We start from the raw sequence: 14863 nt of genomic DNA, 5'->3' as shown, positions 1-14863 counted from the left end.
CGTTATTCAAGACTTCAACTATGCTGTTTTATGGCTCTTTTGTCGCCATTACCGTAAAAAGACGAAAGACACCAGAACTAACAGGGGCATGTTCTACTGGCTAGTCTAGTCTCATGCCGCTATAATTCCCGCCTCAAAAATCAGAGGTTGAAATATGTACAGCGATATCACTCCTATTCACGAACACAAAAAATACTGGGCCGAGTGCTACGGAACTGCACCCTTTTTGCCTACCAGTAGAAAGGAGATGGATGCTCTTGGATGGGATAGCTGTGACATTATTATTGTAACTGGTGATGCGTATGTCGATCACCCGAGCTTTGGTATGGCTATCATCGGCCGTCTCCTTGAAGCTCAAGGTTTCCGCGTGGGCATTATCGCTCAACCAAAGTGGGACAATAAAGATGCCTTTATGAAGCTAGGTAAACCTAACCTATTCTTCGGCATTACAGCGGGTAACATGGACTCCATGATCAACCGCTACACCTCTGATCGCAAATTACGTCACGATGATGCTTACACGCCAAATAACGAAGGTGGTAAGCGTCCTGACCGTGCAACTCTGGTTTACTCTCAACGTTGTCGTGAAGCCTACAAAGGCACGCCAATCGTTCTTGGTGGTATTGAAGCGAGCTTGCGACGTGTTGCGCACTACGACTACTGGTCGGATAAAGTTCGTCGCTCTGTATTGTTTGATGCAAAAGCAGACATCCTTCTTTTTGGTAACGCCGAGCGCGCACTGGTTGAAGTGGCACACCGCATCGCTGATGGCGAAGACATGTCAACGCTGACAGACATTCGTGGTACAGCAATCAATCTTGCTGCAGCGCCTGAAGGCTTCAAAATCATCGACTCTTCTCGTATCGAAAAGCCGAACAAAGCTTACGTACCGGTAAACCCGTACGAAGTGGAAACGCAATGTGATACTAAGAAAGATGAGAAAGAAGAAATAAAAGCGCAGCCGATTACGATTCGCCCTTCTCGTCACGATGCAAAAACAACAGCCGTTCGTATCCCTGCATACGAAAAGCTAAACAACGACCGTATTCTTTACGCTCACGCTAGCCGTATCTTGCACCTAGAGACAAACCCGTATTCAGGTCGTGCTTTGATTCAACGTCATGGTAACCGTGAACTTTGGGTTAACCAAGCACCAATTCCATTGACGACTGAAGAGATGGATTACGTGTTTGGCCTTGCTTACAAGCGTGTTCCTCACCCTATGTACGGCAAAGCGAAGATTCCTGCTTACGACATGATCAAAACCTCGGTGAACATCATGCGTGGTTGTTTTGGTGGTTGTTCTTTCTGTTCAATCACAGAGCACGAAGGTCGTATCATTCAGAACCGTTCGAAAGAATCGATCTTGGATGAAATCGAAGACATTAAAGATAAAGTACCTGGCTTTACCGGTACTATTTCTGACTTGGGTGGCCCAACGGCGAACATGTACCGTTTAGGTTGTTCCGATCCGAAAGCAGAAATTAACTGTCGTCGCCCATCATGTGTTTTCCCGAAAATCTGTGAAAAGCTAAACACAGACCACCAACACACGATTGACCTATACCGCTCAGCAAGAAAAGTACCGGGCGTTAAGAAGATCATGATCGCTTCTGGTGTTCGTTACGACTTAGCGATTGAATCTCCAGAGTACGTACGTGAGCTTGTGACTCACCACGTAGGTGGCTACTTGAAGATTGCTCCAGAGCATACTGAAAAAGGCCCACTGGATCTGATGATGAAACCGGGAATGGGCACTTACGATCGTTTCAAAGAGATGTTCGAAAAGTACAGCGCTGAAGCCGGTAAGAAACAGTACCTAATTCCTTACTTCATCTCCGCTCACCCGGGCACAGAAGATGAAGACATGCTTAACCTTGCAATGTGGCTTAAAAAGCACAACTACGAGTGTGACCAAGTACAGAACTTCTACCCATCACCAATGTGTAATGCAACGTCGATGTACTACTCAGAGACGAACCCTCTGAAGCGTGTGAAATATAAGAAGCGTGAAGATGTGCCAGTGCCTAAAGGTGACCGTCAACGTCGTCTGCATAAAGCACTGCTTCGTTACCACGATCCAGAAAACTGGAAGATCATCCGTGAAGCTCTGATCAGCATGGGTAAACAGCACTTGATCGGTGATAAAGCAAACTGCCTAGTACCAGCAGAAGATTTTGATGCACAAACACCAGCACAACGTCGTAAGTCTGGTCGTCACGGCTCACAGCGTTTTGCAACGAAGCACAGCAAATCTCAACCGGGTTTAGGCGGCGAGAAGCCACGCAACCATTCCAAACCTGGTGGTAAAAAGCCGAATGCTAACGGCAACAGCCAAGGCAATGCTAACCAAGGAAACGGAAAGCAAAACGGTAGCGGCAATGGCAACGCTCGTAAACCAGCGACAGGCTTCATTAAGAAAGCTCCTGGTGGTCAATCACAAGGCAATAGCGGCGGAAACCGCAACAAAGCGGGCAATGGTCAAGGTGGCAAACCTGCTGGCAACGGAAAGAATCGCCAACGCGCGACACAACGCTAATATTGTGAGCCAATAACTTAATAGTAATGAAATACAAAGCGCAGCTATTTAGCTGCGCTTTTTTGTGTTTGTACCAGTTGTCACTTGGCTATGTGATTACAAAGAATCTAACGAGTGAAGACCCAATATTGACTAAACAGGTAGTTAGTCACCATACCGACCAAGATACCAACTGCCATTGCGATAAACAGAGCGCCAGTAAACACTGGCAGTAGTTCTGCCATCAACTTAAAGCACAGTAGATTAGGTACCGCTGATATCGATGCGGAGAACATGAATTTTTGCCACTGAATCAGTTTATCAGACCAACTCCCCTTCCCCTTGAACCCAAAAGTCAGCACGCGATTACCAAACCACGTTGTCGTTGCAGCAGCAATGAACGAGCCTATTCTCGCCGTCATTAAAGGCAAACCTACAATGTAATGCAGCAAGGCGAATACCGCACAATCAACAACAAACCCACCAGCACCAACCACAGCAAATCGAACCATCTTGTGATGGGATTGGAGCTTTTGACTGTGTGCCTGAAGCTTGTTGTTGAACATTTGCAGTCCTGAGTTAACGCTGAACATCACTTTCACTTCGAACGTGGCTCAACGACAAATTTGGTTTGATGTTTTGGCTATGACAGCTAAACAAAGCACGCTTTATTTTCACCGTTGGTTCCAAAATACAAGTTAACGCGTTGTCTTTAATCTTGGTTTCTACTTCTGCTCTTTTACCAATCAAGTAGAACTTGTCGATGCCATCTAGTTGCTCGATATCGAGCAGTTTCTTTGCTTGCCCATGGCTATAAAATTGACCTGAGAATGGTCGCTTACCCACATAGAAGCTTGGCGCAGAATCCGTAATCTGTTCAAAGATGATACGGTCACTCTTCTCGTTCGCCTTACCTAGGTTTAGGTAAACCATCGCAATCATCAGCAACACTGGCAGAACTAAGGCCACGCTGGAGAACCACTTCTTATCTTTTTCCACTACGAGTATAGCAACCAACAAACCAAGAGCAGGAATACCTGGTAACACGTAAGCAGGAAGAATATTGCCCGCCATAGTGAAAAGAATCAAAGGTGAAATCAACCAACACACAAGGAATGAAAACAGTCCGCTATTCTCAACGTTAATTTCTGCAATTCTCTTGCGTCGAGCAAATGCCAATATCGGTAATACAATCGACCAAGGCGCAGCGGCTTGAATCCAGAATACCCAGATCATGCCTCGTGTTTCATCATGAGCAGATCCATAAAGATCCCCCTCCCAGCCACTCACAACAAAACGCTTAAAATGTTCGCCAACAATAAAGTAATCAATGAAACCCGGTGTCGCCATCTCTGCCATGATGTACCAAGGCAAAGCGATCGCTAACATCACACCTAAACCAGACAACAATGGGAAACGTTGCCAAAGCGCTTTAAAAGCACCAAAGAAACCGTGTTGTAAGACCAACCAAGGGAATACTGCGATACCCATGATGACAATCGCTACTGGCCCTTTTGCAAGTAAGCCTAATGCCAAACCAATAAAGCCAACGTAACCCCAGTATCTATTAGTCTTCGCACTCCCTTCCCCCTTCCAACACAGGTAGAAGCCTAGCATGGCAATAGTCATCGCTAAGGTTAACGCAATGTCTGTCATCACAGCACCCGCAGCGATAGAAAAAATACCACATGTCGCCAATACAACGGCTGCAACTAAAGCGCTTTGTCCTGTTCGCTTCGCCATGTAAGCCGTCAGCAAAATTGTTACTACACCCGCTAACCAATGAGGAGCTCGAACGGCAAATTCACTTAGGCCGAACAACTCAATACCGGCAGCACTCATCCATGTAAACAGCGGCGGCTTACCCCAGAAAGGAATGCCATAATCAAACTGCGGCGTTAGCCAATTACCCGTTTCCACCATTAGACGAGCCATTTCACCGTAGCGTGCTTCGGTGGTGTCCATTAATGGGTAGGTTGCCAAAGATAAAAGCCTTAAAACCAATGCAAAAGCCAACAAATACCATAGGTGCGTTCTGTTCAGGCTCATGCTGACTCCTCTAATTTAAAATGTGTTTTTAACGCGGGTGTATCAACCACAGACTGGATCAGATACAAAGGGCGATTCTTGGTTTCGATAAAAATACGACCTATGTATTCCCCCATTAAACCAATACTCAGAAGTTGAATGCCGCCGAGGGCAAGTTGTACAACCATTATTGACGGGTAACCAGTGATAGGCTCACCAAACATCATGGTTTTGAACACAATGACCATCCCATACACAAAAGCCGTTAAGGCAACGAGGCCACCAACTGCTGTCGCAATGCGCAGTGGTCGAATTGAGAACGAGGTGATGCCATCCATCGCCAAGCCAATCAGCTTCAAGTAGTTCCACTTAGTCTCGCCACAAAAGCGAGCGTCACGCTTAAACTGAATCGTCGCTTGTCTGAACCCCGGCCATGAGAAAATGCCTTTCATGTAACGATTACGTTCAGGAAGCTGGTTGATATGGTCGACAACTTCACGACTCAACAGTCTGAAGTCGCCCACATTTTCAGGAACATCGATCTTTGCTGCCACGTTCATGACTTTGTAAAAGCTTGCCGCTGAAAACTTCTTGAACCACGTTTCACCGTCACGTTGGCTGCGCTGCATGTTGACGACGTCATAACCTTCTCGCCATTTGGCAACCATTTGTGGAATAAGCTCCGGCGGATCTTGCAGGTCTGCATCTAACAGGATCACCGCTTGTCCGCGGCAATGCTCAAGGCCAGCACTCATGGCTGACTCTTTACCAAAGTTACGGCTTAAACCAATCACCGAGATTGAACTATTGATTGAAGTGAATGAACTCACCAAATCCAAGCTGTTGTCTTTGCTACCATCATCGACATAAACAATCTCACTCGTAATCGGTAAGCTATCGAGAACCTTAGTTAGGCGAGAATGGAACTCTTCCAACACCTCTTGTTCATCGTAAAAAGGCACAATGATAGACAGAGATACCGCAGGGTTAATCTGCGAAGTAGATATCTTAGGGCGGCTAATATGAAGTTCAGACATAATACAATCTTCTATTTTCTAATCTGGAGTCAATCTACCCTCCCATAAGTGAAAGTTATGTTATTGACATATTTTTCACGCTCACTCAGGATAATGTTACTGTCTATTTCTGTATGAGAATCAAAATGAAACGAGTTCTATTAGTCGAAGATAACCGTGAAATTGCAGGTGTCTTGTTTGATTACTTTGAGTGTATTGGTATGGAACTCGATTATGCGGACAACGGCGAACTGGGCCTGCAACTCGCAATGGAAAACTCATTTGATATCATCATATTAGATCTAATGCTGCCGAGAATGGACGGCCTAACCGTTTGTAATAAACTGCGAGACCAAGGCAACGCAACACCCATTTTGATGCTCACTGCACTGGATAGCCGCGAAGACATGTTAAAAGGCTTTGACCACGGTGCAGATGACTACCTCACCAAGCCTTTTGACTTGGATATTCTAGAAGCGAGAATGAACGCGTTGGTTCGTCGTTACCGCGGAAAAGTCGCCTCTTCTAAACTTCAGTTCGATGAACTCACCATCGATCAAAAGACACGCAAAGCGTACCGCCAAGACAAATTACTTGCACTGAACCCAACCACTTACACGATACTTGAGATGCTGTGCCAAAACGCACCTGAAGTGGTCACTCGCGAAGATATCTCATACAAGCTATGGGAAGAAGACGAGCCCAACAACGATGTGTTACGTAGCCACATCTATCAACTGCGTAATCAACTCGACAAACCTTTTGACACCCCAATGTTGATTACCGTACCTAAAGTTGGATTCCGTTTGGAGCCATCGAATTGATCTTAAATGTTCTCACAAGCACCAAAACCTTAACTGGCCGCTTAGCGCTTTTCTTTGGGTTAATGGCCGTGATCGTATCTGCATTCGTCTATGTCGTTTTTGTTGCCGCGCTTTACATGTCAGAAGATCGGGTCGGTGAAAGACGCATCCTGATTGACCGAAATTATGCGGTAAGGTTATTTCAAGCAGGAGAAAGTGGTGAGTTAAAGATAGATGATCTGACAATCGCCTATAACGATCCTTCATTCATTCCTGCCAAATATTACAAGTTTATTAAAGATAAAGAGAGCTTCATTGGTGAAGTCGGCGAAGAGCCAGAATCTCGTATGGTGTATGTGGGAGAATACACTGACGAAGGAGAAACCTTTCCAATTATCCTGCTTTCCGAGATAGACCTTGTTGAGTTTGATGTTTCTGAACTCATGTACGCAACCACCTTTGTACTCACACTGCTTTCTATCTTGATTTTTGGCTTTGGTGCGTTGCTCTATCGCCTGTCTAAGAGGCTGATCGAGCCCTTCAACTCTCTTTCTGAACAGCTTGAGTCGAATAAGCTCAACCTCAATGAAGAGTTTGGTGTAAGCGATGATGCGGCAGTTGAGTTTCGTCAGTTAACAGACCAACTCAATCAATACCGTAGAGAGATCAACTCCTTGCTCAAGCGCGAACAAGCATTTGCTCGCTATTCAAGCCATGAGTTAAGAACCCCACTAACGGTCGCTCGTGGTGCGAATAAATTACTTTTAAGAAGCGAAACCACGGAATTTCAATCTCGCCAGGTTGAACGTATTGATGATGCTATTGTTCAGATGTCAGAAATGGTCGACGCCCTGCTCGGTTTAGTCCGTTATGAGAGAGACAGTGACGACGCACCTCTGCGCTTGTTTAGCCAGCAAGAGCTAGAAGCCATCATTTCCAAGAACTCATTACAAGCGGATGAAAAGGAAATCGAGATATCCTTACACGTTCAATCAGAGCCAACTATTCAAGCCACCAGCGCAATAATGAATATGTTGATCGGCAACTTGTTGAGGAACGCCATTGCAGCGACTAATAGTGGCACTGTCACTATTAACCTGTCCCAAGAAAGTATCGTAATAGAAGACCAAGGCGAAGGCCTTCAGGAGCAATATAACCCGAATGGTCATGGATTAGGTCTATTGATTGTCGATGACTTGTGCCAACGCTTCCATTGGGGCTTTGAATTAGTCAACCGTAGTTCTGGTGGGTGCACTGCAAAAATCAGCTTGCAAACCGATTCAACCTCACCAATTATCGAGCGAACAAACTCGTAACGCAGAGCTCAATATCCAATGAAAACTTGATTTAGTTGGTTTACAGCACTCGCTCGCTACTAGATACTTACTAATCCTATTTGATATAAAAATGCTGGCTCTTTAGTCAGCATTTTATCTAAGTGCGATGAAACTAAATAATAGCCCTGTAACTCAGCATCAATACAATGAGCACACCTTTTTCTTAAAGCGTGACGATCAACTTCACTCCCATTTTTGTGGCAATAAAGCCCGAAAGTTCATGAAGCTACTCGAAGACGAGCACCCAAACGTCACCACTTTAATCAGCTACGGTTCTGCTCAAGCTAATTCTCTGTTCTCGCTCGCTGCACTTGCTAAAATTAAAGGCTGGACGCTTGAATTTTATGTCGACCACATTCCTCAATGGCTACAAGAACGCCCGCTAGGTAACTACCGTGGCGCTATCGATCTTGAGGCTAAGGTTATTTCAGTCAAAGAAACAGGCTCTGAGCTTCATCCACAAGAGTATATTGAGCAACTAAGACAACCTGACTCTCAGTGCATTGTGTTACCAGAAGGTGGACGTTCTCAGCTTGCTGAGTACGGTGTGAAACAACTGGCGATGGAAATACTCAGCTGGACTCGCTTCGAAAACAAACACGATTTCGTCGTTGCACTACCAGCAGGCACAGGCAGCACTGCACTGTATCTACATAAGCATTTAAAAGTGCACAACATCCCGGTGTTAACCTGTGCGTGTGTCGGTGGCAGTGAATACTTAACACAGCAATTCAATGAACTTGGTGAAACCGATCACCCGCAGATCTTACCGCTCAAAACCAAGCACCACTTTGGAAAATTGTATCAACAGGATTATCAAACTTGGTTGGATCTACAAGAGCAAACCGACATCGAGTTTGACCTGCTTTACGACCCATTAATGTGGCAATGCTTAGAACAATGGCAAGCAGATAACCCGACCCAAACCATCATCTATATCCATCAAGGTGGCATCTTAGGTAATGAATCCATGTTGCCACGCTATCAGCGTAAGTATCCCGATATCAAAACCAGCAATTCCAACAGTGATAACACCAGTACAACTTGGTAATTTCTCTGATGCCCTAACCTTGCCCCCCGAACAACCATAATGCTCTGCCACTGTGGTTGTTTATGCTCAAATTAGCCTAGCGACCCTTTCATTACTTCATCTATCAAAGCCAACCTAGCAATCTGGCGAGAATCGTCGTGTTATCTATACTTTCGATTGGAACGTCATTGTCATCGAAAGGAATAACGTATGCGAACACTCACTACGCTAGGTCTGTTTTCGGTTTTACTTCCCTTTTCAGCACTGTCTGGAGAAAACGTCATCTACCAGGTTGATGGCATGGAATATGAAGGTTATTGGAGTGAAGCCAGCGATCAAGCGCCCTTAATACTTTTAATACACGATTGGGATGGTTTGACCGACTACGAGAAGAAGCGCTCTGAGATGCTTAATGAACTCGGTTACAACGTATTCGCCATCGACCTGTTTGGTAAAGGCATCCGCCCAACCGAGGTGAAAGACAAAAAACAACACACAGGCGAGCTGTATAGAGACAGAGAAAAAATGCGCGCGCTCCTCAATGCAGGAGCCTTGGAAGCACAAAGGCTTGGCGGTAACTTAGATAACAATGTGATGATGGGTTACTGTTTTGGTGGTGCCGCCGTATTGGAAGCCGCGAGAGCAGGAATTCCATCCAAAGCTTATGTCACCTTCCACGGTGGTCTATCGACACCGAAAGGACAAGACTACTCACAAACCAAAGCACCTGTTGTCGTGCTCCATGGAACGGCAGACGCTATGATCTCAATGCAAGATTTTGGCAACCTCGCCGCTGAGCTTGAAACGGCCAAAGTTCCGCATGAAATGATCACCTACAGTGGTGCGCCGCATGCCTTTACTGTATTCGACTCAAACAACTATCAACAAGAAGCTGACCAAAAATCGTGGGAACGCTTTACTCAGTTGTTAAGTTCGGTATCTCGTTAACTTTCAATCTAAGTAACAGCTCAACGGAAGCCTGTCACCTAATTCGTACTAATTATTAGCGACTATTTCTTTAAATTTGGCGTTCGTCACTCAAAAAGAAAGCGCTTTCTTGTAATGTATCTCTATTATCAATTAGGCACTCTGAATCAGATATGCTTTTTTAACTGTGAGAAATTATGAAATATTTAGCAATACTACCAGCGGTATTCGCACTCAGCGCCTGTTCAACAGTGACAGAGTCACCGGTTAGCTACCACAAAACTTCTCCGGGGCTAGAGTCACTAAAAAATAACGAAAACTGCTGCGAAAATCTGAGTACCATTCAATATCAAAGCATTACGAACCCAGAAGAAATATCTGTTTCGATCACCACAGCAAGCCCTAAAATCGAGTTCAAATCTGGCCGATCCTTTGCTGGAGGGCTAAAGCTTCCTACAACACTAGATGCTATTCGTTTTTCAGTGACTTCAAATGCTAATTATTCAGCATTCGTTCCGTCACTTTTGGTCTTAGACAAAAATTACCAGCCGCTAGATGTTATTGGTAAAGAAAGCATCACATACCAGCCACTTAGCCTGCTTGATGGTGCACAATATGGCGCACAAATAGAACTGCAAGAACGTTACTTAAACGGCGAGGCTCCTGCTTACTTGGTCGTATTCACAACCAGCGAAGCACTCGCGGAAACAACTCCTGTCGAAAAACCAAGTGATATGGCGATACGCTCTGGCGATATCCAGGCAAACATCGCTCATAACACGGACTACGCCATCCCCCACGCTGCAATCGGGAAAGTCTCCTTTGATTTTAAATTCACAGCGGTAACCACCGTTGTTGAAGAACAAAACCGTCAAAATCGAGTTCAACAAATTATTCCAGAATCAACCGTAGCCCAATCAGATTTATTAACGGAAAATACACTGAATAAGAAAGAGGTTTATCAAACTCTTATAGAAAACTCGGTTTCATCTGGAGATTTTAGTGCAGCACTGACTTACGTTGAAGAATCTGAGCGATTAGGAATCGAAGGGATGCGAAACTCCTTTGTTGACGCGATGAAGCAATATCAAAAAGCACAATAACTCAGCCTCAAAGTAGTCGTTTATTTTCTCTCACTTTACCTCTTTTTTGAGCAACGAGAGTTAAATAAACGACTGTTATCCCTCAGCCCTATTCAGATATAAACGAAAATTCTAATTGCTCCAATTCTAAGCCTAATTTGATAAATTCAATATCCAAAGAATAAAAGCCTTTATCAAGCTTAACGGAGAGCCCCTCAACTGAAACTGTCTCGCCATTAGTACCATTCACTGATAGAGACATCGCATACACGTTATTGAAACTCAAACTACACGCAGATTGAGCCAAGGTGCCGCTATCGTAGTTAACAATACCTGCACATCGATACACACCCGCCTGTTTAACTTCCAAAACAATGCTACGGTTTTCTCTGATATTAAGTGGTAATACTATTGCACGTTGCTCAGCCGCCAGAGAGCAAAAGTCTCCCTCAGTTTTACTCTGTTGTTTATCAAGATTTTGAGTCGCCTCAAAGCTCTTAACTGGATCAAAAGCGACTAATGGGCGCCCCATTGCTGGAGAGTCCATAATAAAACGACAAATATTCATCGCGCTTCGTTGCAACTCCCCTAAGCTCAACGTTCCGCTTTCAAGCGCCTGTAACGTATCGTCATTCGACACGTTATTTTCCGCACCATCATGCTCAACAACCATATACAGATCATTTTGAGAGCGAAGCATAAAGGATGTGTAACTTCGACTTTCAGCACCACCTTTGATTGGGTCATTCATTTTTGCCCACCAATCCGTCATCACTATCCCTTTATAACCCCACTCCCCCCGAAGAATCGTAGTATTGAGGTCGTAATTGGATGCAGCCCAGTGACCATTAATAGGATTGTAGGAGGTCATAACACTCGAAGCTCCTCCTTGTTTTACCGCTATTTCAAAAGGCTTCAGATGAATCTCACGAAGCGCTCTCTGTGATACAACACTATCAACATCAAACCGTGACGTTTCTTGATCATTCGCCACCAAATGCTTGATTGTGCCAGACACTCCTGCAGCTTTAAGACCAAGAGTTTGAGATGCAGCTATTACCCCTGAGAGAAATGGATCTTCTGAGAAATACTCAAAATTTCGACCATTCAAAGGGTGGCGGTGGATGTTAATCCCAGGACCAAGCAACGTATCAATATGATTGGCTTGCATCTCTTTCCCCACTAAATGAAATAGTTTCTCATTCAGCTCCGGGTTCCATGTACAGCCTAATAATGTACCAATTGGGACTTGAGATGCTTTATGTCCGCTGTCCATTCGGATACCAGACGGACCATCTGCAGCAGCAACGACAGGGATGCCTAAATCAAACAAGCTCGGCGAAACACCACCAAAAGCAGCAGCAGTACCAGGCGTCACCTTAGGACTGCACATACCTTCACCACGAACAATTGTCGCTAACTGCTTTACGGTCATTTGCGAGATAAATTCGTCAATGTCCGCTCGCCCCTGCTTAACATCCAGTAAACGAATGCCCGTATCTTCACTAAGAGGAATAGAACTTGGAAGCTCATTCAGAATACGTTTACTCAAATCTATAGTTCGTAGCGGCACAGATTCGTAATCGTAACTGTAAGCACCATTTTCCACGTTGCCTTTGGGGATCAATCTCTTAAATCCGGTGACAGGAGCAAGTGCTTCCGTTAATTGCTCAACAACCAACAGCTCTTCTATTTTAACGCTCTCACTAACAAGCTTTGCTTGGCGAACACTTCCTCCTAGATAAAAGTGATATTCTCCAGCTTCAAGTACGTAACTATTTGGGTGTCCCGTTTTACCGCAGTCATCAAATGATGCGAAGGAAGATAGAGGACATGAAATTGTCAAACACACCGTTTCTTGCGGGTCCAAGGTCGGTGTTTTCACAAACCCGATCAGTGCTCGTGTTGGCTTACCAAGATGACCTTGAGGCGCTTCAACATATAATTGAACAACATCCTTGCCACTGTATTTCTCACCTATGTTTTTAACTTCAATATCAAATACCAACTCTTGTTCAGAGCCAGAACCAAGAATCGTTAGCGCATTTAATTGATTGGAAAAGCGGGTGTAGGACAGCCCAAAACCAAACTCAAATTGAACAGCTTTAAGATTGAAAGTTTCAAAATACCGATACCCGACATAGATATCTTCTTGGTACAGATTACGCTCTTTATTTCCGAAGCTAGCGCTGGAAGGGTAATCAGATAAAGAGTGCGCAATAGTGTCGGTCAAACGTCCACTCGGGCTAACATCACCTGATAAAACATCCGCAAGTGCATGCCCACCTTCCATGCCTGCAGCCCAGCTATACAAAATTGCCTTGATCGACCTTGCATCTTTGAGTGAGCTTACCCATGACATATCAATAATGTTGGTCACGTTCAGTATCACAATGACATCATCAAAATGTTCCGTCACTTTCTCCAACATTTGCATTTCGAGGGCGGTTAAATTGTAACTGCCTTGCTGCTGTGCATTATCTTGATCCTCACCAGCTGTTCGACCGATAAAAATAACGGCTTTGTTAGATTTGGCGGCGGCATCCATCACAACAGAAGCTGAAAGAGGCATTTCATCTTGAAACCAAGGTTCAGCTGCCCAACCACCACCGCCGTCATTGAACGGGTTATCCTTGACCCAACGTTGGTATACCTCCACCAAACTGAGATTAAGATTGATGTTTGGATTCTCATACAAGCCCTGTAATGCATTAACTGAATAAGGGACATTCACCGCTCCACCAGATCCAGTGCCACTTCGGTAGGTATCAATCTGACAGCGACCAAAAAGAGACACCGTATCACTAGCCTGCAATGGCAATATTGAATCACTATTTTTTAGTAGCACAATGCCCTCAGTAGCCGCTTGTCGACTTATGGGTGCAAGCTGCTTCTGTGCTTCGAGAATTTCCACAGTATTCATTTAAAGTCCTACTATTTTTTTACTTAGAGCAAAAATTTGGCCTCTCGCTCTAAAAGTTAATATTGTCTTTGTTCAAAAAATAGTAATCTTAACCACGGCGTGTAACTACCAAACAAGCGACAGAAATAGGTAAAATAGCGACATGAAAACCAAGTTTAGACTCCAAAGTCATCAAAGATATCCTCAGATCAAATTTGCCTATGTCGATGGTCATCACGATTTCGACTTTGACGTACATAGCCATGACTTTTCTGAACTTTTCTTAGTTGTGAGTGGTAGTGGAAAGCATACGGTAGCTAGCCACACTTACCCTTTAAGTACAGGAGATGTATTTGTTATTAATGGGGATATTGAACATGGATTTTGTGAAGTAAATAAACTGAAGATTGTAAACTTGATGTTTGATACGGCATTGCCTTTTTTTGAGGTACCTTCAATGCGTCAAATGCCAGGTTATCAAGCGCTTTTCAAGGTAGAACCAATTGCTCGACAAGCATCTGAATATCAAGCAAAGCTTACGTTATCACTTTCTCAGTTGAAACGAATCAATGGACTTCTACAACAAATCAAATCGGAATACGACAACGCAGAACAGGGGTTTGAAATCATATTGACGAGCACAATGCAGCAACTTGCGATAGAACTTGCTCGGCGATATCAAGAACAGACCCATAGCTTACCAAAAACAACCCTGGCATTGAGCCGTGCTCTCGCACATATTGACCGTCATTACAAAGAAGTAGGATTAGATACAGAAACCATTGCGCAAGCGGCCTATATCAGCAAGCGGCAACTAGAAAGGTTATTCAGGCAGTTTTTAAATACATCCCCAAACCAATACGTCAAAGACCTTCAAATTCGACACTCGGCATCCTTATTATTAAACGACAACAAAAGCATCCAACACATTGCTGAGTCTTGCGGCTTTTCTGACAGCAACTATTTCTCCAAATGTTTTAAGGCCCAAAATGGATGCAGCCCTCGCGAATTTAGAAAGCAACATTCTTCCCATAACTCATAACCCTTTCCCCCTTAAACCTTAAGCCTTAAGCCTTAAAAGATTAGATATGTCACACATAAAAAAACCGCTCCTTTCGAAGCGGTCGATGAGTATCTTTGGCAAGAACACATTTGAAACGAAACTCAAATATGGAAGACTCATAGCAATAAAAATGAAACTCTTTGTGCTGCTAGGAAAG

At 44.3% G+C, this 14863-nt stretch carries 11 protein-coding genes; 7 read left to right on the top strand and 4 right to left on the bottom strand.

All coding sequences use genetic code 11. From position 1 onward, the window contains the following. Positions 1–154 precede the first annotated feature (154 nt). Positions 155–2539, top strand: a complete 2385-nt coding sequence (locus AB8613_RS14585) for a YgiQ family radical SAM protein (RefSeq protein WP_285953257.1) — start codon at positions 155–157, stop codon at positions 2537–2539. A gap of 107 nt (positions 2540–2646) precedes the next feature. Here AB8613_RS14585 and AB8613_RS14580 read toward each other — a convergent pair whose 3' ends face one another. From AB8613_RS14580 to AB8613_RS14570, 3 genes are read right to left on the bottom strand one after another with little or no spacing between them, the layout of a single operon-like run. Then, positions 2647–3111, bottom strand: a complete 465-nt coding sequence (locus tag AB8613_RS14580) for a GtrA family protein (RefSeq protein ID WP_372384000.1) — start codon at positions 3109–3111, stop codon at positions 2647–2649. Next, positions 3098–4567: an ArnT family glycosyltransferase gene (locus AB8613_RS14575; RefSeq protein ID WP_372383999.1), complete on the bottom strand. Its 1470-nt coding sequence runs from the start codon at positions 4565–4567 to the stop codon at positions 3098–3100. The genes AB8613_RS14580 and AB8613_RS14575 overlap by 14 nt, the downstream gene beginning before the upstream one ends. Then, positions 4564–5583, bottom strand: a complete 1020-nt coding sequence (locus AB8613_RS14570; RefSeq protein ID WP_372383998.1) for a glycosyltransferase — start codon at positions 5581–5583, stop codon at positions 4564–4566. The genes AB8613_RS14575 and AB8613_RS14570 overlap by 4 nt, the downstream gene beginning before the upstream one ends. A gap of 125 nt (positions 5584–5708) precedes the next feature. Here AB8613_RS14570 and AB8613_RS14565 point away from each other — a divergent pair, with 125 nt between their 5' ends. The 5 genes from AB8613_RS14565 (at position 5709) to AB8613_RS14545 (ending at position 10762) form a co-directional block, all read left to right on the top strand. Continuing rightward, positions 5709–6386 carry a response regulator transcription factor gene (locus tag AB8613_RS14565; protein WP_285953254.1) on the top strand — a complete coding sequence of 226 codons (678 nt, stop codon included), beginning with the start codon at positions 5709–5711 and terminating at the stop codon, positions 6384–6386. Beyond that, entirely contained in the window at positions 6383–7681 is a 1299-nt protein-coding gene (locus AB8613_RS14560; RefSeq protein ID WP_372383997.1) for a sensor histidine kinase, read from the top strand. The genes AB8613_RS14565 and AB8613_RS14560 overlap by 4 nt, the downstream gene beginning before the upstream one ends. Positions 7682–7808: 127 nt before the next feature. Next, a complete protein-coding gene (locus AB8613_RS14555; RefSeq protein WP_285953252.1) occupies positions 7809–8753 on the top strand; it encodes a 1-aminocyclopropane-1-carboxylate deaminase/D-cysteine desulfhydrase in 945 nt (314 codons plus the stop codon). A 189-nt stretch (positions 8754–8942) separates the two neighbouring features. Next, on the top strand, positions 8943–9680 hold the full coding sequence (locus AB8613_RS14550; RefSeq protein WP_285953251.1) for a dienelactone hydrolase family protein: 738 nt from the start codon (positions 8943–8945) through the stop codon (positions 9678–9680). 176 nt (positions 9681–9856) lie between these two features. Next, entirely contained in the window at positions 9857–10762 is a 906-nt protein-coding gene (locus AB8613_RS14545) for a MalM family protein (RefSeq protein ID WP_146492159.1), read from the top strand. 88 nt (positions 10763–10850) lie between these two features. On the opposite strand, the gene AB8613_RS14540 is transcribed toward AB8613_RS14545, so the two are convergent. Continuing rightward, the gene (locus AB8613_RS14540) at positions 10851–13664 is read right to left on the bottom strand and encodes a glycoside hydrolase family 3 C-terminal domain-containing protein (RefSeq protein WP_372383996.1); all 2814 of its coding nucleotides are present in this window, start codon (positions 13662–13664) and stop codon (positions 10851–10853) included. Between the two features lie 142 nt (positions 13665–13806). Here AB8613_RS14540 and AB8613_RS14535 point away from each other — a divergent pair, with 142 nt between their 5' ends. Continuing rightward, a complete protein-coding gene (locus AB8613_RS14535) occupies positions 13807–14685 on the top strand; it encodes a helix-turn-helix domain-containing protein (protein ID WP_048664698.1) in 879 nt (292 codons plus the stop codon). The last annotated feature ends 178 nt before the right edge of the window (positions 14686–14863 follow it).

This window comes from Vibrio sp. BS-M-Sm-2 (assembly GCF_041504345.1).
Taxonomy (GTDB): Bacteria; Pseudomonadota; Gammaproteobacteria; order Enterobacterales; family Vibrionaceae; genus Vibrio; species Vibrio satsumensis.
Note: the sequence above shows the minus strand (reverse complement) of the source record. Positions and strands in the feature narration are given on the sequence as shown.

What these genes read in the sequence shown, in the direction of transcription:
- AB8613_RS14580 (WP_372384000.1), bottom strand. Translation starts at nt 3,111, where the DNA reads ATGTTCAGCGTTAACTCAGGACTGCAAATGTTCAACAACAAGCTTCAG.
- AB8613_RS14585 (WP_285953257.1), top strand. Translation starts at nt 155, where the DNA reads ATGTACAGCGATATCACTCCTATTCACGAACACAAAAAATACTGGGCC.
- AB8613_RS14550 (WP_285953251.1), top strand. Translation starts at nt 8,943, where the DNA reads ATGCGAACACTCACTACGCTAGGTCTGTTTTCGGTTTTACTTCCCTTT.
- AB8613_RS14570 (WP_372383998.1), bottom strand. Translation starts at nt 5,583, where the DNA reads ATGTCTGAACTTCATATTAGCCGCCCTAAGATATCTACTTCGCAGATT.
- AB8613_RS14575 (WP_372383999.1), bottom strand. Translation starts at nt 4,567, where the DNA reads ATGAGCCTGAACAGAACGCACCTATGGTATTTGTTGGCTTTTGCATTG.
- AB8613_RS14565 (WP_285953254.1), top strand. Translation starts at nt 5,709, where the DNA reads ATGAAACGAGTTCTATTAGTCGAAGATAACCGTGAAATTGCAGGTGTC.
- AB8613_RS14540 (WP_372383996.1), bottom strand. Translation starts at nt 13,664, where the DNA reads ATGAATACTGTGGAAATTCTCGAAGCACAGAAGCAGCTTGCACCCATA.
- AB8613_RS14535 (WP_048664698.1), top strand. Translation starts at nt 13,807, where the DNA reads ATGAAAACCAAGTTTAGACTCCAAAGTCATCAAAGATATCCTCAGATC.
- AB8613_RS14545 (WP_146492159.1), top strand. Translation starts at nt 9,857, where the DNA reads ATGAAATATTTAGCAATACTACCAGCGGTATTCGCACTCAGCGCCTGT.
- AB8613_RS14555 (WP_285953252.1), top strand. Translation starts at nt 7,809, where the DNA reads ATGAAACTAAATAATAGCCCTGTAACTCAGCATCAATACAATGAGCAC.